Origin of the sequence: Mesorhizobium sp. LNJC394B00, from assembly GCF_000502555.1 — a bacterium.
GTDB lineage: Bacteria > Pseudomonadota > Alphaproteobacteria > Rhizobiales > Rhizobiaceae > Mesorhizobium.
Window position 1 is genome coordinate 498,318 of sequence record NZ_AYWH01000001.1, and the last position, 17,883, is coordinate 516,200.

Genomic DNA, 17,883 nt, shown 5'->3' on the forward strand with positions numbered 1-17,883 from the left:
TAAGCGCTATCCACTACGTTAAGGGCATTATGAACGCAGATATCGCGCCCATGATTGTCCCTGCGGAGTTTCCGGAGCTCCAGGCGCTCGCCTGGAACCGCGATGCGGCACGCCCGATTCCGGCCGAAGAGGCATTTGCGCTGTATGAGCATAATTGGCGGTTTGTCGATCAAAAGCGTCTTACTATGCGTGAGAAGATGCTTGTCCAAAGTTTGGCAGACAAATTCGGTCACGGCGTGCTCTTGACCGCCGGCTGATTTCCCTCACCTGATCGTTCCTCGCAGCCGGAATATCAACAGGACACACCGCGAGCGTCATGATGGAATTCAAGAGGCCCGAGCACCAGATCATTGCCGAAGCGCTCGATTGATGGATCGCCATTTCCTGACCGCAAACCAGTGCTGGTTCGGCGGTGGCACTGCGATCGTTATGAAATTCGGGGAATATCGCCGCTCACTGGATGTGGACTTCCTGTGTGCCGACAGCGATGGCTATCGCGAATTGCGGACCTCCGCAGCCGAACGTGGCATTAGAGCATTCTTTCCTGAGCCGGTTGAGGCTGTTCGGGACTTCCAGATCGATCAATATGGCTTGCGGACGATCGTGCGGTTGAAAGGCCAAACGATCAAGTTTGAAGTCATCCGCGAAGGCCGCATAAAACTGCGAGGCCATTTCGACGACGATCTGAATGTATCCGCCCTGGTCCCGGCGGATATGTTTGCCGAGAAGTTGCTGGCGAACGCGGATCGATGTCAGGACCGTGCAATTGCATATCGCGATGCCATCGATCTTGGAGTGCTGGTTGGCATCTATAAGGAAATCCCGAGCGACGCTGTTGGCAAGGCGAAGGCGGCCTATGGCGTGGATATCGAGCGCAAGGTGGCTTGGGTGGTAAACAGGCTGCGGGACAAGGAAGAATTGCGGCATGCCGCCGAGGTGCTGCAAATGGATCCCAACGCGGCGGTCGAAGCGATTTCGGCCCTTCGAAATGAAGGTATCCGCATATGGCCTGACACAGGCCTCGAGCTTTCTAGCCCTAGCCAGTAGCCATCCCAGGGGAATCGCCGTTCAATCCCCGGCGACGAAAAATGTCCACTGCCCGGCCGGCGTGATGCCGACGCGGTAGAAGATGTAGGCGCCGAACTGCTTCATGTCGTCATAGTCGCCGGCGGTGACGATCTTGAACAGTTCGACCCGCTGCCTGGCGTTGAGCTTGTCCAGCGGCAGGGCGAAGAAATATGGCCAGACATAGAGTTCCTGCGGTGTGCCGACGTCTACATGGACATAGCCGGCATTGAGCACCTCTTCCAGGATAGCGAGGATTTCCTGACCTTCCTTGTCGCCCGATAGCCCTTTCAGGAAGGCGATCGGGTCGCCCTCGATTTCGCCCAGCGACAATTGGGTCATGGTGTCGCCCTTGCCGATCAGCGGCCGCAGCTTCTCGATGTCGCCGCTTACGCAGGACTCGACCATCAGATCGCGCATGCGCCTGACGGGCTCGGGCAATTTGGAAAGGTCATAGACGACTTCGGGCACCGGCGCTTCTGGATCGGCACGCGGGTTGGCCACGCCGCCATCGTTGGCGGGGGCTTCCGGTTGGCTTTGTTCGGGCTCCGTGGGCGATTTCGGCTGGCTGGCGGCCGGTGGCGCCGTGCCGGGCAGATCGGGCATTGGCACTGAATTTTCAGACGGCGCCGTCTCACCATTGGCTGGTGGCCCGGCAGGAGCTGGAAGCTCCTCGCGCTTGATCTCGCTCAACGCGTAGGCAGGGTTGCTGGTCAGGACAAACGCCAGCGGACCCGCGGCGCAGGAAGCGGCAAGCCAGATGCTGAGGGCCACGCCGCGAGGCCGGCCTGACATCGAAAAATTCACCGCTTGCCTCTCCTTGGGCCTAGGCTCTTCAGGCATGATGCCCAAACGACTCGCCGTCGTCAAAGAACCGGTAAGCTGGCAGTGCACCCTCTGAGACGCGCGACGCCTAGTGCCGAAACCGCTCCGGCTCGAAGGCGCCGGCGATCACCTTTTCACGCATGCGATCGAGCAGGGCAAGGGCCGAGGTTTCGCCATTGGCTCGCAGCATCTCGCCGAACGCGGTTTCAAGCGCTGCCTCGGCGATGATTTCAGGTTCTATGCCGGCCGACAGACCTTCCGCCCAGGCCTCGCTATGGCTTTCCACCGCGGTCAGGCGCTTTTCTTCCCTGACCAGCGCGTCGATGTCGTTGACGCCATGTTCCATTTGCGATGTCCACCTTTTCAAGCGGCGGTCCGACGGGTCGGATCCGGCTTGGGCTGCCCCTATCTCACGCAGGCTAAGTAAGTATCTGTAAATACGACATTTTTTTGATCGTCTTTACAAACTTCGTCGCCTACGTTCGGTCCGATTCAAACTTAGCCGATTAGACCGGTGAGCGGGATGAAAACCTTCAGTTTGAGTTAATTCCGCATTCGCGCGCTAACGTTTCGTTAATACTGTTGCGCAAGTGCAACACCAAGATTGCATCAACGTGCCGTGGATACAAGGCGGGTGCTCGAAAAGGCGTTAGCTAAACGCCGTCTGGCGCTCGTCAGTTGCCGTAACGCGAGGCGATGTCGCGCGACAGCGTCTCGCCTTCCTTCATGTAGCGGCTGATGGCTTCGGTCGCTGACGGCGTGCATTGGGTATAGGTGCCGCCGAAGGAACGGTAACCGCGGTTGAAGCTGGCGATGAAGCGGGCACGCCGCTCCGGATCGGGATTTTCCGAATCGATCAGCTTTTCCATCTCGGTGCGCCACTGGTCGCCCTTTTCGCCGCACAGATTGCGCAGGAAATGCAGCGACCCCAGCACCTCGGCCAGTCGCATCAGCCCGGGCTCGAACGGCGACTCGGCGGCCAGCGCCGGCTGCACGGCAAAAGCCGTGGCGGTGGCGATGCATGCGGCAAGGAACAGCGAGGCGCGGGTCATAAGTCTATCTGACGAAACATTTTGTCGCCTGCAAGGCGATTCTCGGAGCGGCAGATATGGGCCTGCTTCAGGCCAAAAGCTCTTCAGCCACCTCCATGACGTCACCCGCGAGCGGCAGCGTCGCCATTTCATCAAGACTATAGAAGACGGCGGTCTCGGCATCGTCGCTGGCCGTCGCTTCGCCGCCGGCATAAACGGCGCCGAACACGGTCAGCAGATAGTCGACCGGGTGATTCTCGCCGCTGCCGTCGATGTGGATGTCGCGAAGCGGACGATAGTCCTGCGCCCGCAGCCCGGTTTCCTCCAGCAATTCTCGCACTGCTGCTTCTTGCAGCGTCTCGCCGGGCTCGACCTTGCCGCCGGGAAAGGCATAAAGCCCCTGCGACGGCGGCCGCGCCCGTTTGACCAGCAGCACCGTCCTGCCGCGCACGACGGCGACCGAGACTGCGGGAAGTGTCTTGCGCTGTTCGTTCATCGATATCGATTCGCTTATGTGAGGCCCACCCTGTGGACCGGCTGGCAGCGAGCAGCTTTAGCGGTTGCGCAGCGCCGGTTCCATCGCCACGTTCGCGATCGGATCAATTCATCGAGCTTGCCAATGTGCGGACGCTTTGCCCTGACCGCGACGCCCGACCAGACCGCCGCCTTGCTCGGCCTGGCGGAGCTGGACGATTTTCCGGCCCGCTACAACATCGCGCCGACGCAGCCGGTGCTGATGGCGCTGTCGGGACCGCCGCGCATGCCGGGCTCGAATTTCCCGGATCGCCAGGCGATGCTGGTGCGCTGGGGGCTGATCCCCACCTGGGTCAAGGACACCAGGGAATTTCCGTTGCTCATCAACGCGCGTTCGGAAGGCGCTATTGAAAAAGCCTCGTTCAAAGCCGCCATGCGCCATCGCCGTGCCTTGGTGCCGGCCTCCGGCTTCTATGAGTGGCAGCAATCCGGCAGCGGCAAGAAGGGCCAGCCCTACTGGATACGGCCGAGGCATGGCGGGTTGATCGCCTTTGCCGGGCTGATTGAAACCTATGCCGAGCCGGGCGGTTCGGAAATGGACACCGGCGCCATTCTTACCATCAACGCCAATGCCGGCATCGCCCATATCCATGACCGGATGCCGGTGGTGATCGCGCCTGAAGATTTTGCCCGCTGGCTGGACTGCCGCACGCTCGAGCCGCGCGATGTGGCCGACCTGCTCAAACCCGCGCTGCCCGATTTCTTCGAGGCAATTCCGGTCTCCGACCTCGTCAACAAGGTCGCCAACACCGGGCCGGAGATACAGGACATGGGCATCGTCGAGCCCGACAAGGTCAGGCGCCAGAAGCCCGGCGCGGACGACAGTCAGATGACGCTGTTTTAGAGCGCGCTCCCAAGAAGCCAGGTCCGGTCTTCGGGAAGAACCTGCTCAATAGGAAGAGCTGTTGTTTTCAGGCGCGCTATGGGCCCTCAGCCTTCCGTTCCGGCGCACGCCTTGTCGGCGGCCGGCACGATGCCTGTTCAGGCAGCGCGGGGCGAAGTGATTTTCGGCGCCGGCTTTTTATTCTTCGCGGTATGGAGAAGGGCGGCGACGATCGCGGCCGGGCCGATCGCACGGTAGTGGTTGGCGAGCGCCGGTTGCTTGGCGCGGCTCGATTCCTGCTTGGTTCGTGACATCGATCTCTTCCCTGGTAACATTTCCGTGTCTGCGTTTGCCGGCCGAATCTGACCGAATCGTGACCTATGGTGGACTAGCCGGCGAATGTTTCATGACTGTGCCGACATGTTTAATAAAATGTTTCAGCGGCTCCTGACCTATGATCCAGCGACGCTTTTGCCGGAAGTTGCGACTTGACGGCAACACCGGCCAAGGCGATAAAGCCGCCGATGAAAACGTTTTCCGCCATTTGTGGCATTTGCATTATTGGCTAGCTTCGCGCTGGTCCGGACGTTTTCGCCTCATCTTTCCCCAGAGTGGACAAACGCCCCGGCCAGCAGGCTGGAGCCGATTTGTGCCTTGGCACAGGTTAGACTCCATCCAGAACTTAACGGGCCGGAAGGGCACGCATGTCTGACGCATCGAAGGGTCTCAGCCTCTACAACACGCTAACGCGGACGAAGGACGTGTTCCTCCCGATCGACCCGTCGAATGTGCGCATGTATGTCTGCGGCCCAACCGTCTACGACTTTGCCCACATCGGCAATGCGCGTCCGGCGATCGTCTTCGACGTGCTGTTCCGTTTGCTGCGTCACCTCTATGGCGAGGCTGGTGTCACGTATGTGCGCAACATCACAGATGTCGACGACAAGATAAACGCCCGCGCGCTGCGCGATTTCGGCGCCGAGATCGCGTCGGGAAGCCTGACGCTCAACGAGGCGATCCGCCGCGTCACCGAAAAAACCGCCGATCAGTACCACAAGGATGTCACCGCACTCGGCTGCTTGCCGCCGACGGTCGAGCCACGCGCCACCGAGTTCGTCGCGCGCCGCGCCGACGGCAAGGTTGACATGATCACCCTCATCGAACGTTTGATCGAACGCGGCCACGCCTATGTCGCCGCCGGCGAAGTGCTGTTCGACACCGCCTCGATGCCGGATTATGGCGAGCTGTCGAAGCGCAATCTCGACGAACAGCAGGCCGGTGCGCGAATTGCCGTCGACGCTCACAAGAGGAGCCCGGGGGATTTCGTGCTGTGGAAATTGTCGTCACCGGAGGAGCCCGGCTGGGACAGCCCATGGGGCAGGGGCCGGCCCGGTTGGCATATCGAGTGCTCGGCCATGTCGGCCGCCTATCTCGGCGACGTCTTCGACATCCATGGCGGCGGCCTCGACCTGATCTTCCCGCACCATGAGAACGAGATCGCCCAGTCGCGTTGCGCCCACGGCACCGACGTCATGGCCAATGTCTGGATGCACAACGGCTTCCTGCAGGTCGAGGGCCAGAAAATGTCGAAGAGCGTCGGCAATTTCTACGCCATCGCCGAACTGCTGGAAACCGACACTTTCGGCGGCCGCAAATGGCCGGGCGAGGTGCTGCGGCTGGCGATGCTGATGACGCATTACCGCGAGCCGATCGATTTTTCCGTACGCAAGCTGGAAGAGGCCGAGAATACGCTGCGCAAATGGAAGCGCGCCGCCGATCTCTCCCCGTCGGCAGGGCAAGTTCCGGCGGAGGTTGTGGCGGCGCTGTCTGACGACCTCGCCACCTATGCCGCCTTCCAGCAGCTCACGCAGCTTGCCGGTGAGGCCGCGGAGGGCAACGAAGCGGCCGCATCGCTGAAGGCATCGCTGTCGTTCCTCGGCTTCGATATCGGCGCGGCCGCCGTGGATGAGGACAGCGTTGCCAAGTTGATCGCGCAGCGCCTGGAGTTCATCGCCGCCAAAAACTGGGCCGAAGCTGACCGCATCCGCGACGAGCTTCTGGAGCAAGGCGTGCAGCTGAAGGACGGCAAGGATCCTGTTACCAACGAACGCGTGACGACGTGGGAGGTGAAGCGGTGAGGGTGGCGCTAGGCACCCACCTCTGTCCTGCCGGACATCTCCCCCTCAAGGGGGGAGATTGGACGGCGCGTCGGCTTTCGCCAATCGCCGACGTTCAAGGGTTGGAGCCGTCATTGAAACTGCTGATCTCCCCCCTGAGGGGGAGATGTCCGGTAGGACAGAGGGGGGGTGCCTCGCGATGAACCATTATCGCGTATCTCCCATCAATCGCGGCAACGCGCGCAAGATGCGCAAAGCCATGGCAGACGCAGAACTAAAAGTCTGGAATGAGATACGCGCCCACCGGCTCATGGGACTGGCCTTCCGGCGCCAGATGCCGATCGCCGGTTACATCGTCGATTTCGCCTGCCCTATCAAAAAGCTGATCGTCGAGTTGGACGGTTCTCAGCACGCTCAGGCCGAAGCATCAGCATCTGACGCCGCGCGAACCGCCAAGCTGGAAGCGCTGGGCTGGACCATCCTGCGCTTCTGGAACGACGACGTCATCCGCGATATCGACAATGTCTGCCAGCACATCGTCATCGGGGCCGGCTTGGCCGGCGCCGACGTGCCGGCGCCAGCAAGGGAGGAGCTTGTTTCATGATCGACCATCTCGGCATCAATGTCGCCGACTTCGACGCGTCGAAAGCCTTTTATGACCAGGCGATGGCGCCGCTTGGCGCCTCGCTGATCTACATGGTGCCACTGGAATATACCGGCGGCGCCAAGGTCGGCGGTTATGGCCGCGACCGGCCGGTGTTCTGGCTGCAGGCCAGCGATGACAAGCCGAGGACCCATCAGCACGTCGCCTTCACCGCGCGCAGCCGCGCCGAGGTCGACGCCTTCCATGCCGCGGCGCTCGCCGCCGGCGGCAAGGACAATGGCGGGCCGGGGCTGCGCCCGCATTATCACCCGGACTATTACGGCGCCTTCGTCTTGGATCCCGACGGCAACAATGTCGAGGCCGTCTGCCATGCGCCCGAATGACTATGAAACGGAGTGAAACGCCATGAGCCTCGACAACCGGCCGATCTACACCGGCGGCTGCCAGTGCGGCGCGGTGCGCTTTCGCGTCGAGGGTGCGCTGGGTGACGCCTCGATCTGCCATTGCCGCATGTGCCAGAAGGCGTTCGGCTCATTTTACGCGCCCCTGGTCTCGGTGCGTGGCGCCAAACTCGACTGGACGCGCGGCGAACCGAAATATTTCGCCTCGTCCAGCCATGTCGATCGTGGCTTTTGCGCCAATTGCGGCACGCCGCTGACCTTTACCGCGCCCGACGGCATCGGCCTCGCCATCGGCGCCTTCGACAATCCGGCTGATATCGTGCCGCTGATCCAGTGGGGCACGGAGGCAAAACTTCCCTATGTCGATACCATCCCGCAATTGCCGGGCGAGGACACTATGGCCGACATGTCGTCGGCGCCTTATCTCGCCGAGCTCGTCTCCTACCAGCATCCCGACCATGACACCGAACAATGGCCGCCAGAGGAAAAGTTATGACCGATGAAGTTCGAACCGGCGGCTGCCAGTGCGGTGCCGTGCGTTTCCGCATCAAGGGCAAGCTCGGCCGGGCGTCCATCTGCCATTGCCGCATGTGCCAGAAACAGTTCGGTTCGTTTTTCGGCGCGCTGGTGACAGTGCCCAAGGATGGCGTCGAATGGATGCGCGAAGAGCCCACCTATTTCCAGTCGTCGGTCAACATCGATCGCGGCTTCTGTGCCCGCTGCGGTACACCGCTGACCTATCGCCAACCTGGCGCACTGGAGATCGCCATCGGCGCCTTCGACGACCGCTCCGATCTGGCGCCGCAGATCCAGGTCAACTACGCGGTCCGATTGCCTTGGGTGGAAACGATCTTTGACCAGCCCGTGCATCAGGATCCGGATTTCTACTCCCGCCAGGAGCAGATCATCTCCTTCCAGCATCCCGACCACGAAACCACGGACTGGCCCGCGCACGGCCTGAAGATATGAGCAATGGAATGAACAGTGAACTTCGTACTCTTTATCCAGAGATCGAGGCGTTCGAGTCCGGCATGCTCGATGTCGGCGACGGCCATCATATCTACTGGGAGCGCTCCGGAACCAGGGGCGCCAAGCCGGCCGTTTTCCTGCATGGCGGTCCCGGCGGCGGCTTCTCGCCAAAACATCGGCAATTGTTCGACCCGAAGCTTTACGACGTCATCCTGTTCGACCAGCGCGGCTGCGGGAAATCGACACCCAACGCCTCGCTCGAGGCCAACACCACCTGGCACCTGGTTGCCGACATCGAGCGGCTGCGTGAGATGTGCGGCTTCGAAAAATGGCTGGTGTTCGGCGGCTCGTGGGGCTCGACGCTGGCGCTGGCCTATGCCGAGACGCATCCTAATCGCGTCAGCGAGCTTGTCGTGCGCGGCATCTACACGCTGACCCGCGCCGAACTCGAATGGTACTATCAGTTCGGCGTCTCCGAGATGTTCCCCGACAAATGGGAGCGTTTCCTGGCGCCAATTCCTGAAGCCGAGCGCGGCGACATGATGGCCGCTTACCGCAGGCGGTTGGTCGGCGCCGATGGCAAGGCGCAGCTGGAAGCCGCCCTTGCCTGGAGCCTGTGGGAAGGTGAGACGATCACGCTGCTACCGGAGCCGGAGACCAGCGACAAGTTCGGCGAGGACGACTTCGCCATCGCCTTTGCCCGCATCGAGAACCACTATTTCGTCCACGCCGGCTGGCTGGAGGAGGGGCAGCTTCTGCGCGATGCCCATAAGCTCGCGGATATTCCCGGCACAATCGTCCACGGCCGCTACGACATGCCGTGCCCGGCGCGCTATGCCTGGGCCCTGCACAAGGCCTGGCCGAAGGCGGATTTCCACCTCATCGAAGGCGCCGGCCATTCCTATTCGGAGCCGGGGATTCTGGATCGGCTGATACGCGCGACGGATGGGTTTGCGGGGAAATGACAGCGCGTGGCACCCCCCTCTGTCCTGCCGGACATCTCCCCCTCAAGGGGGGAGATTGGCTGTCATCGGCGCTTTCGCAAATCTCCGTCGCTGCAGGAAACGATCCGACGCTAAAGCTGCCGATCTTCCCCCTTGAGGGGGAAATGGCCGGCAGGCCAGAGGGGGGTGCTCGCGCGCCAACAGAACAATGACCAAACAACGCCTCTATCTCTTCGACACAACCCTCCGCGATGGCCAGCAGACGCCGGGCATCGACTTTTCCGTCGAGGACAAGATCGCGATTGCCAAGCTGCTCGATGAGTTCGGCATGGACTATGTCGAAGGCGGCTATCCCGGCGCCAATCCGACCGACACCGCCTTCTTCCGGCAGAAGCGCACGGCGAAGGCAAAGTTCGTCGCCTTCGGCATGACCAAGCGGGCAGGCGTGTCGGCATCCAACGACCCGGGCCTGGCAGCGCTCGTGCAGTCCAAGTCCGACGCCATCTGCTTCGTCGCCAAGAGCTGGGACTATCATGTCCGCGTCGCGCTCGGCTGCACCAATGAGGAAAACCTCGACTCGATCAACGCGTCGGTCGAAGCAGCTGTTGCCGCCGGCAAGGAAGCGATGGTCGATTGCGAGCATTTCTTCGACGGCTTCAAGGCCAATCCGGACTACGCACTGGCCTGCGCCAGGACCGCCTATGATGCCGGCGCGCGCTGGGTGGTGTTGTGCGACACCAATGGTGGCACGCAGCCCTCGGAAGTGCGCGCCATCGTCGACAAGGTCATTGTTTCAGGTATTCCGGGCGGCCATCTCGGCATCCATGCCCATGACGACACCGGCCAAGCGGTGGCCAATTCGCTCGCCGCCGTCGAGGCCGGCGTGCGCCAGATCCAGGGCACGCTGAACGGCATCGGCGAGCGCTGCGGCAACGCTAATCTGGTCTCGATCGTACCGACGCTGGCGCTGAAGCCGGCTTTCGCCGATCGCTTCGAAACTGGCATCTCGGCCGAGGCGCTGACCGGGATATCCCGGCTTTCCCGCGCCTTCGACGAATTGCTGAACCGCGCTCGGCCTCATGACCGGCTATTTTCGCGGCCTCGTNCTTCGCCACCAAGGCCGGCATCCATGCCTCCGCACTGGCCAAGGAGCCGGCGACCTATGAACATGTACCGCCCGAGGCGGTAGGCAACCGCCGCCGCGTTATGGTTTCGGACCAGGGCGGCAAGGCCAATTTCCTCGCCGAGCTGAAGCGGCGCGGCATCGATGTGCCCAGAGACGACCATCGTCTCGATGCGCTGATCTCGGTGGTCAAGGAGCGCGAGGCCGAGGGCTACGCCTATGAGGGCGCCGATGCCTCCTTCGAGCTGTTGGCGCGCAATATGCTGCACGGCCTGCCGGAGTTCTTCAACGTCACTTCGTTCCGCTGCATGGTCGAGCGCCGCTTCGATGCCAACGGCCAGTTGAAGACGGTCTCCGAAGCCATCGTCAAGGTGATGGTCGAGGGCGAGGAGAAGATGTCGGTGGCCGAAGGCCACGGCCCGGTCAACGCGCTCGACATCGCGTTGCGCAAGGACCTCGGCAAATTCCAGAGCGAGATCGCCGACATGGAGCTCGCCGATTTCAAGGTGCGTATCCTCAATGGCGGCACCGAGGCGATCACTCGCGTCCTGATCGAATCGCATGACGGCACCGGCGCACGCTGGTGGACGGTCGGCGTGTCGGAAAACATAATCGACGCCTCCTTCCAGGCGCTGATGGATTCGATCGTCTACAAGCTGATGAAGAACCGCGACATGGCGGGATTGGTGGCGGCGGAGTAGGGTTGCAAGACGTGGGTTTCCTCGCCCCCCGAAGTGGGGCGAGGAACTGGCGCCGCCCCTTGAGCCATCAGCGGAAGTCCATTGATCCATCATAATTTTGCGATGGTTTTGGATGGCCCACTGGGCCATAGCGTTTGCCATGGCCAGCGACACGATCCAGCCCGACGCCGACTCCAAAGCCCGCAACGGCTTTCTCCTCGCGCTCGGCGCTTATCTGCTATGGGGGCTGTTGCCCTTCTACATGAAGGCGGTTGCGCATCTGCCGCTGATCGAGGTGATCGCCCACCGCATCGTCTGGTCGGTGCCGATTGCTGCTGCAGTGCTGGTCTGGGCCGGTCGGACCGCCGATTTCAAGGGGGCAATCCGCTCACCACGCAGCATCGCCATGGCGGCGTTGACGGCGACCCTGATCTCCGTCAATTGGGCCATCTATGTCTGGGCGATCTCGGTCGACCGCACCGTCGAGACCGCGCTCGGATACTACATCAACCCATTAGTTAGCATCGTCGTCGGCGCGTTGTTGCTCGGCGAGAAGCTCGACCGGCTGCAGATCGCGGCCGTGTTGCTGGCGGCGGTCGCAGTTGCCGTTCTGACCGTCGATGCCGGCAAATTGCCTTGGGTGTCGTTGGCGCTGGCGTTTTCCTTCGCTGCCTATGGGTTCTTCCGCAAGACGCTGCCGATCGGCCCGAGCCAGGGCTTTCTGCTCGAAGTGCTTTTGCTGTCGGTGCCGGCGCTTGCCTACATCGTCTTCCTGGTCGTCAACGGCCAGGACCATTTCATCTCCAGCAACGGCACCGATATGGCTTTGCTCATCGGCTGCGGGCCAGTCACCTCGGTGCCGCTGCTTCTGTTCGCCTTCGGCGCCAAGCTTCTGCGCCTCTCCACCATCGGCATCATGCAGTACATCGCACCGACCATGGTGTTCCTGATCGCCGTGCTGATTTTCGACGAGCCGTTCGGCACCACGCAAGCAATTGCCTTTGCGCTGATCTGGGCGGCATTGGCGATGTATTCCTGGTCGATGTTTCGTGGCCGTGAAATCCGCCCGGTGGCGTTGGCCCCGAAGTAGGGAGCCTTTCGATGTACGTGCTGCATATCGCCAACAAGAACTATTCGTCATGGTCGCTGCGGCCATGGGTGCTGATGCGCACCCTCGACATTCCGTTCGAGGAGCAATTGACGCCGTTTCCGACCGGGCCCAGTTTCGATCTCTACCGGGCGTTCTCGCCCAGCGGGCGCGTGCCTTGCCTGGTGGATGACGGCTGGGCTGTCTGGGATTCGCTGGCTATTGCCGAGTATCTCGCCGAGCGCCACCATGGCGTGTGGCCTGCCGAGGCCAAGGCGCGAGCTTGGGCGCGCTCGGCCGCCGCCGAAATGCATTCTGGTTTCACGGCCTTGCGCGGCGCATGCCCGATGAATTGCGGCTTGCGGGTAAAACCGTTGCCGATGTCGGACGCGCTGAAGCAGGATCTGTTCCGTTTGGGCGATCTCTGGAACGATGGCCTTGCCCTGTTCGGCGGGCCGTTCCTTGCCGGCGGCCATTTTTCCGCCGTCGACGCCTTCTTTGCTCCGGTGGCGTTCCGTGTGCTATCCTATGGGCTGTCTTTCGAAGGGGCAGCTGCAGCCTATCCCCCGCAATTGCTTGGCCTGCCGGCCATGCAGGACTGGTATGCGGCGGGTCTCGCCGAGACCTGGCGGGAGCCGGACCATGAGGCGGAGGTCGCTGCCGCCGGCACCATCGTCGAGGATCTTCGCGCTACGGCGTGATGGGCAGCGGGGCCTCTCTCACTAGTCACTATCACATTTTATCAATCACCGACTGCACGCCTTCCGTCGGCGCATCGACCGACGACCCCGCCACCATGATGGCGGCGACGATGGCCTCGGGGTCTTCGACCACCAGCGGCTTGACCCGTTGCGCGGTGTGGATGAAGCCTTCGCTGGCCATATGGTCGAGCAGCGCCAGCATCGGATCCCAGAATCCTTGAACGTTGGCGAAGACGATCGGCTTGCGGTGATGGCCGAGCTGGCCCCAGGTCATGATCTCGACGATTTCCTCGACCGTGCCGATGCCGCCGGGCAGCGCCACAAAGGCGTCGGATTTCTCGAACATCTTGTGCTTGCGCTCGTGCATGTTGTCGGTGATCAGCAACTCGTCGAGCCGGTCAAGCGCGGTTTCGGTCGCCTCCTTGTTGATGAGGAAGCGCGGAATGATGCCCGTTACCTTGCCGCCGGCCTTGAGCGCGCCTTCGGCGACTGCGCCCATAATGCCTTTGGTGCCGCCGCCATAGACCAGCCGCAGGCCGGCTTTGGCGAGCGAGCGGCCAAGCAGGTGCCCGGCCTTGGCATAGATTTCATCGCGGCCCGGAGACGAGCCGCAATAGACGCAGACGGATCGAATCGTGTTCATTCGTGATTGGTGATTGGGTCTGAATGCGGGGTCAAGCCCCAAGGCTGACAAGCCCGGGCTTTTTCTTGTCGGTGCCGGCAAAACACGCTAGACCGGCTTCAGGTGGCTAAGGGGTAGGGGAAATATGGCTGTTAATCCATTGAAGGCGTTTCTGTTCGCGGCCGGTGGGACCGTCGCGGTCGTCGGAACCGCCTATGTATCGGGCGCACTCGACCCGTATCTGAATCCCACGCCGCCTGCGGCGATTGCATCGCTGACGCCGCCGGCTGAAAAGCTGGCCGATCCGGGGACCGAGGGAAGGCTGCCGCCGGCGCCCGCCGCGCCCACCGATGCCAAGGCTCCCGCAGCACCCGCGCCTGCCGACGCAACGGCTCCCGCGACCGAAGCTGCGGCTCCGGCGGCACCTGCCGCGCCCGCTGCTGCCCCAACAACCCCAGCGCCGGCCGCGGCCGGCCCGGTTGCGCCGAGCTTCGACGTCGTGCGCGTCGAAAGCAACGGCTCGATCGTCGTTGCCGGCAATGCTGCGCCCAATTCGAAGATCGAGATCCTCAACGGCTCCTCGGTGCTTGGCTCGACTGTCGCCGGTCCGGACGGCGCCTTCGTCATCGTTCTCGATGATCCGCTGAAGCCCGGCGACTATACGATTGCGTTGCGCGCGACGGCCGGCGATGTGGTTACCCCTTCCGTGCAGACCGCCGTCGTTTCGGTTCCCAAGGACGCCGCCGGCCAGGTGCTGGCGATGGTCGAGGAACCCGGCAAGCCGGCCGAGCTGCTTAGCGTCCCGGCGCCTGAGACCAAGCCCGCGGCACCGGCCGCCGGCGATCAGGCCGCTGCCCCAGCCTCTGAGGCGCCTGCTACGGCTGGGCCTGCCGTGGCCGCTGAAACAGCACCTGCTGCTCCGGCTGTGGAAGCCGCAACTGCCCCTGCAGCGCCAGCAGTACCTGCAGCGCCGCCGGCGGCAGGCGTGGCTGCACCCAAGATCGTCGTCGAGGCGGTCGAGATCGACGGCAACAAGATCTTCGTCGCCGGTCTGGCTGACGCCGGCCGCAAGGTGCGCGCTTATGCCAACGATATCCTGCTTGGTGATGCGGTGACCTCGCCCGACGGTCATTTCCTGGTCGAGGCGACGCGCGACATCCCGGTCGGCAGCTACACCATCCATGTCGACGGTCTCGACGCCGACGGCGTGAAGGTCGTGGCCCGCGCCGCCGTGCCGTTCGAGCGCGAACCCGGCGAAGCGATCGCCGCCGTGGCGCCCGCGGAGGCCAAGCCCACCGAGACCAAGCCCGCCGAAGCAAAGCCTGCTGAGCCGGCCGCACCGGCTGCTGCCGAAGCACCGGCCGCTCCGAAGCCTGCGGCGCCAGNCCCCAGCCACTATCGCGGCTGCCCCTGCGAAGCCCGCACCAGCTGCTGCCGCATCCGCACCAGCCGCACCGGCGGCTGAAGCGCCGGCTCCGGCTGCCCCGGCGGTTGCCGGGGCACCTGCGGCACCGGCAGCGCCTGCCGCTGAGGTTCCAGCCGTCGTCGCGGCGGCAACGCCCGATGTGCCAGAGACGGTGGCGCCAAAGCTTGAACATGCCGACGGCGCGGTGATCATCCGCAGGCACGACACGCTGTGGCGGATCTCACGGCGCGTCTACGGTCACGGCGTGCGCTTCTCGACCATCTATCTCGCCAACCAGGACCAGATCAGCGATCCCGACCGCATCTGGCCGGGGCAGGTGTTCAAGGTTCCGGAAAAGTCCAAGGAAGGCGAAGCCGCCGACCTCAAGGCGATGGGCGAGCAGGTGACAACGGCGCCGGTGAAGACGCAGTAGCGGCCGAGCGCTTGATCTCCCCCCTTGAGGGGGAGATGGCCGGCAGGCCAGAGGGGGTCGCCGCGCATAGAACGCCGACCTTCTCTTTGCTGCAAACGACGTTGCGTCAGGACGTACCGACCCCCTCTGTCGCCTTCGGCGACATCTCCCCTCGAGGGGGGAGATTAGGTCGCTCTACCCATCGGGTTAGCTTGCCACGCACCCGTTCATCGTCTATCGCCGATGAACGATGGCAGACTCGCTCGCTGAACCAGACCACGCAAACTGCGCACCGCCCCAAAGCCGCGCCGTTGCCGCTCGCTTCGCCGCACTCTCGCACCCGGCGCGCATCGAGATCCTTAGACATCTGTCGGCCAGCCGCTCCTGCTGCTGCCGTGAGGTTGTCGACCATCTCGACCTCGCGCAGTCGACGGTCTCCCAGCATCTGAAAATCCTGGTCGAAGCAGGCTTGGTCCGCTTCGAGCCCGACCGCCAGCGCTCGCTCTATCAACTCGACCGCGCCGCGCTCGCCGACGTTTCCGCATCGCTGACCGCACTCGTCAATTCCTGCTGCTCCGGCCGCTGATTTCTCACCCAAAAGGCAAGACAAGTGGCAGAAAAAACCGTTTCCGATAGCTCGACCTTCAGCACCTTGCGCAATCTGTGGCCCTATATGTGGCCGGCCGACCGCGCCGATCTCAGGGCACGCGTCACTTGGGCAACGCTGCTTCTGGTCGTTGCCAAGCTGACACTGGTTGCCGGGCCGTACTTCTTCAAATGGGCGACCGATTCTCTGGCCGGTGACGCCAAATCGCCGCCGCCGCTGCCATCCTTCCTGCTGGCGCCGGTGATGCTGGTCGTCGCCTACAATGTCGTGCGGCTGGTGCAGCTTGGCTTCAACCAGCTGCGCGACGCGCTGTTTGCCCGCGTTGGCCAATATGCGGTGCGCCAGCTCGCGTTCCGCACCTTCGTTCACATGCACCAGCTGTCGCTGCGCTTTCACCTCGAGCGCCGCACCGGCGGCCTGTCGCGCATCATCGAGCGCGGCACCAAGGGCATCGAGACGATCGTGCGCTTCATCATGCTGAACACGGCGCCGACCATCCTCGAATTCGCGCTGACCACCGGTATCTTCGCCTACACTTATGGCTGGAAATATGTGGTCGTGGTGGCGGCCACGGTGTGGCTCTACGTCTGGTTCACGGTTCGCGCCAGCGACTGGCGGATCTCGATCCGCCGCGACATGAACGACAGCGACACCGACGCCAACACCAAGGCGATCGACTCCCTGCTCAACTACGAGACGGTCAAATACTTCAACAACGAGGGTATGGAGGCTGAGCGCTTCGACCGTTCGATGGCGCGCTATGAAATGGCGGCGACCAGGATATGGACCTCGCTCGGCTGGCTGAATTTCGGCCAGGGCATCATCTTCGGTCTCGGCACCGTCATCGTCATGTGCATGTCGGCGCTGGAGGTGCAGGCCGGCACGCAGACGGTCGGCGATTTCGTCTTCATCAATGCCATGCTGATGCAGCTTTCGGTGCCGCTCAATTTCATCGGCTTCATCTACCGCGAAATCCGCCAGGGGCTGACCGACATCGAGCAGATGTTCGACCTGCTCGATGTGCCGCAGGAAATCACCGACAAGCCGGATGCCAAGCCGCTCACTGTTAAAGCCGGCAAGGTCGAGTTCCGCGACGTGCACTTCGCCTACGACCCCAGCCGCAAGATTCTGAAGGGCGTCTCCTTCGAGGTTCCGGCCGGCAAGACGGTGGCCATCGTGGGCCCGTCCGGCGCCGGCAAGTCGACGATTTCGCGGCTCTTGTTCCGCTTCTACGACGTCCAGGGCGGTCAGGTGCTGATCGACGGCCAGGATGTCCGTGATGTGACGCAGGCGAGCCTGCGCGGCGCCATCGGCATGGTGCCGCAGGACACCGTGCTGTTCAACGACACCATCGCCTACAACATCCGTTACGGCCGCATCGGCGCCAGCGAGGAAGAAATGCAGAAAGCCGCCGAGCTTGCCCAGATCGGCCCGTTCATCGAACGACTGCCCGAAGGCTACCGCTCGATGGTCGGCGAGCGTGGGCTAAAACTGTCGGGCGGCGAAAAGCAGCGCGTGGCGATTGCCCGCACGATTTTGAAGGCGCCGCCGATCCTGATGCTCGACGAGGCGACCTCGGCGCTGGACAGCCACACCGAACAGGAAATCCAGGCCGCCCTCGACCTGGTCAGCAAGGGCCGCACCACCATCGTCATTGCGCATAGGTTGTCGACGGTGATCACCGCCGACGAGATCATCGTGCTCAAGGACGGCGAGATCGCCGAGCGCGGCACCCATGCCGAGCTGATGCAAAAGCATGGCCTCTACGCGTCGATGTGGGACCGCCAGCGCGAAGCGACAGAAGCCGAAGAGAGGCTTCGAGTTGCACGCGAGAGCGATGAGCTGGGTGTGGTTGTGCGCAGGCGGACTTCGGAGGTGAGCTAGGCGGCGGAGCGCCAATCTCCCCCCTTGAGGGTCGCCGAAGGCGACAGAG

The 17,883-nt window shown here is 62.9% G+C and carries 20 protein-coding genes and 2 pseudogenes; 16 read left to right on the forward strand and 6 right to left on the reverse strand.

The genetic code is table 11. The features are described from left to right. Window positions 1-29 precede the first annotated feature (29 nt). Window positions 30-257: a hypothetical protein gene (locus X751_RS161065; RefSeq protein WP_031246860.1), complete on the forward strand. Its 228-nt coding sequence runs from the start codon at window positions 30-32 to the stop codon at window positions 255-257. Between the two features lie 112 nt (window positions 258-369). Then, window positions 370-1,047: a nucleotidyl transferase AbiEii/AbiGii toxin family protein gene (locus X751_RS01000000163425; RefSeq protein ID WP_245265724.1), complete on the forward strand. Its 678-nt coding sequence runs from the start codon at window positions 370-372 to the stop codon at window positions 1,045-1,047. Window positions 1,048-1,068: 21 nt separating this feature from the next. Here X751_RS01000000163425 and X751_RS161060 read toward each other — a convergent pair whose 3' ends face one another. From X751_RS161060 to X751_RS0132510, 4 genes are all read right to left on the reverse strand, one after another. Next, window positions 1,069-1,872, reverse strand: coding sequence for a hypothetical protein (locus X751_RS161060; protein ID WP_023743778.1), 804 nt, complete (start codon window positions 1,870-1,872; stop codon window positions 1,069-1,071). A 106-nt stretch (window positions 1,873-1,978) separates the two neighbouring features. Beyond that, a complete protein-coding gene (locus tag X751_RS161055; protein ID WP_023673564.1) occupies window positions 1,979-2,236 on the reverse strand; it encodes a hypothetical protein in 258 nt (85 codons plus the stop codon). Between the two features lie 328 nt (window positions 2,237-2,564). Then, window positions 2,565-2,942: a TIGR02301 family protein gene (locus tag X751_RS161050; protein ID WP_023698666.1), complete on the reverse strand. Its 378-nt coding sequence runs from the start codon at window positions 2,940-2,942 to the stop codon at window positions 2,565-2,567. Window positions 2,943-3,009: 67 nt separating this feature from the next. Next, window positions 3,010-3,417, reverse strand: a complete 408-nt coding sequence (locus tag X751_RS0132510) for an NUDIX hydrolase (protein ID WP_031246861.1) — start codon at window positions 3,415-3,417, stop codon at window positions 3,010-3,012. Between the two features lie 123 nt (window positions 3,418-3,540). On the opposite strand from X751_RS0132510, the gene X751_RS161045 reads away from it, so the two are divergent. Next, window positions 3,541-4,299, forward strand: a complete 759-nt coding sequence (locus tag X751_RS161045; protein WP_023743779.1) for an SOS response-associated peptidase — start codon at window positions 3,541-3,543, stop codon at window positions 4,297-4,299. Between the two features lie 137 nt (window positions 4,300-4,436). On the opposite strand, the gene X751_RS1000000165155 is transcribed toward X751_RS161045, so the two are convergent. Further along, window positions 4,437-4,592: a hypothetical protein gene (locus X751_RS1000000165155; RefSeq protein ID WP_023673568.1), complete on the reverse strand. Its 156-nt coding sequence runs from the start codon at window positions 4,590-4,592 to the stop codon at window positions 4,437-4,439. A gap of 390 nt (window positions 4,593-4,982) precedes the next feature. Here X751_RS1000000165155 and cysS point away from each other — a divergent pair, with 390 nt between their 5' ends. From cysS to X751_RS161005, 9 genes and pseudogenes are all read left to right on the forward strand, one after another. After that, window positions 4,983-6,416, forward strand: a complete 1,434-nt coding sequence (gene cysS / locus X751_RS161040) for a cysteine--tRNA ligase (RefSeq protein WP_023743780.1) — start codon at window positions 4,983-4,985, stop codon at window positions 6,414-6,416. A gap of 178 nt (window positions 6,417-6,594) precedes the next feature. After that, complete coding sequence (locus tag X751_RS161035; protein ID WP_023743781.1) at window positions 6,595-6,999, forward strand: DUF559 domain-containing protein; 405 nt, start codon at window positions 6,595-6,597, stop codon at window positions 6,997-6,999. Further along, entirely contained in the window at window positions 6,996-7,382 is a 387-nt protein-coding gene (locus X751_RS161030; protein WP_023692879.1) for a VOC family protein, read from the forward strand. The genes X751_RS161035 and X751_RS161030 overlap by 4 nt, the downstream gene beginning before the upstream one ends. 22 nt (window positions 7,383-7,404) lie before the next feature. Beyond that, window positions 7,405-7,896 (forward strand): GFA family protein, encoded by a 492-nt coding sequence (locus tag X751_RS161025; RefSeq protein WP_023673573.1) that lies wholly within the window; start codon window positions 7,405-7,407, stop codon window positions 7,894-7,896. Next, window positions 7,893-8,369, forward strand: a complete 477-nt coding sequence (locus tag X751_RS161020; protein ID WP_023743782.1) for a GFA family protein — start codon at window positions 7,893-7,895, stop codon at window positions 8,367-8,369. Before X751_RS161025 ends, X751_RS161020 begins: the two co-directional genes overlap by 4 nt. A gap of 8 nt (window positions 8,370-8,377) precedes the next feature. Next, entirely contained in the window at window positions 8,378-9,334 is a 957-nt protein-coding gene (pip, locus tag X751_RS161015) for a prolyl aminopeptidase (RefSeq protein WP_023743783.1), read from the forward strand. A gap of 187 nt (window positions 9,335-9,521) precedes the next feature. Further along, a pseudogene (cimA, locus tag X751_RS01000000163430) lies at window positions 9,522-11,137 on the forward strand (citramalate synthase). Window positions 11,138-11,276: 139 nt separating this feature from the next. Continuing rightward, entirely contained in the window at window positions 11,277-12,206 is a 930-nt protein-coding gene (gene rarD, locus X751_RS161010) for an EamA family transporter RarD (RefSeq protein ID WP_023743784.1), read from the forward strand. Window positions 12,207-12,217: 11 nt separating this feature from the next. Then, window positions 12,218-12,904, forward strand: a complete 687-nt coding sequence (locus X751_RS161005; protein WP_023743785.1) for a glutathione S-transferase family protein — start codon at window positions 12,218-12,220, stop codon at window positions 12,902-12,904. A gap of 31 nt (window positions 12,905-12,935) precedes the next feature. Here the strand turns inward: X751_RS161005 and X751_RS161000 are convergent, their stop codons facing one another. Next, on the reverse strand, window positions 12,936-13,547 hold the full coding sequence (locus tag X751_RS161000; RefSeq protein WP_023673582.1) for a TIGR00730 family Rossman fold protein: 612 nt from the start codon (window positions 13,545-13,547) through the stop codon (window positions 12,936-12,938). 124 nt (window positions 13,548-13,671) lie between these two features. Here X751_RS161000 and X751_RS0132520 point away from each other — a divergent pair, with 124 nt between their 5' ends. The 4 genes and pseudogenes from X751_RS0132520 to X751_RS160990 all read left to right on the forward strand — a co-directional run bounded on the left by X751_RS0132520 (window position 13,672) and on the right by X751_RS160990 (window position 17,834). Further along, entirely contained in the window at window positions 13,672-14,991 is a 1,320-nt protein-coding gene (locus X751_RS0132520) for a peptigoglycan-binding protein LysM (protein WP_245265725.1), read from the forward strand. Between the two features lie 10 nt (window positions 14,992-15,001). Then, window positions 15,002-15,364 (forward strand): annotated as a pseudogene (locus tag X751_RS1000000165165) (LysM peptidoglycan-binding domain-containing protein); the annotation flags it as partial. Window positions 15,365-15,593: 229 nt separating this feature from the next. Then, window positions 15,594-15,929, forward strand: a complete 336-nt coding sequence (locus tag X751_RS160995) for a metalloregulator ArsR/SmtB family transcription factor (protein WP_023743786.1) — start codon at window positions 15,594-15,596, stop codon at window positions 15,927-15,929. Window positions 15,930-15,953: 24 nt separating this feature from the next. Then, window positions 15,954-17,834, forward strand: a complete 1,881-nt coding sequence (locus tag X751_RS160990) for an ABC transporter ATP-binding protein/permease (RefSeq protein WP_023743787.1) — start codon at window positions 15,954-15,956, stop codon at window positions 17,832-17,834. Window positions 17,835-17,883 lie beyond the last annotated feature (49 nt).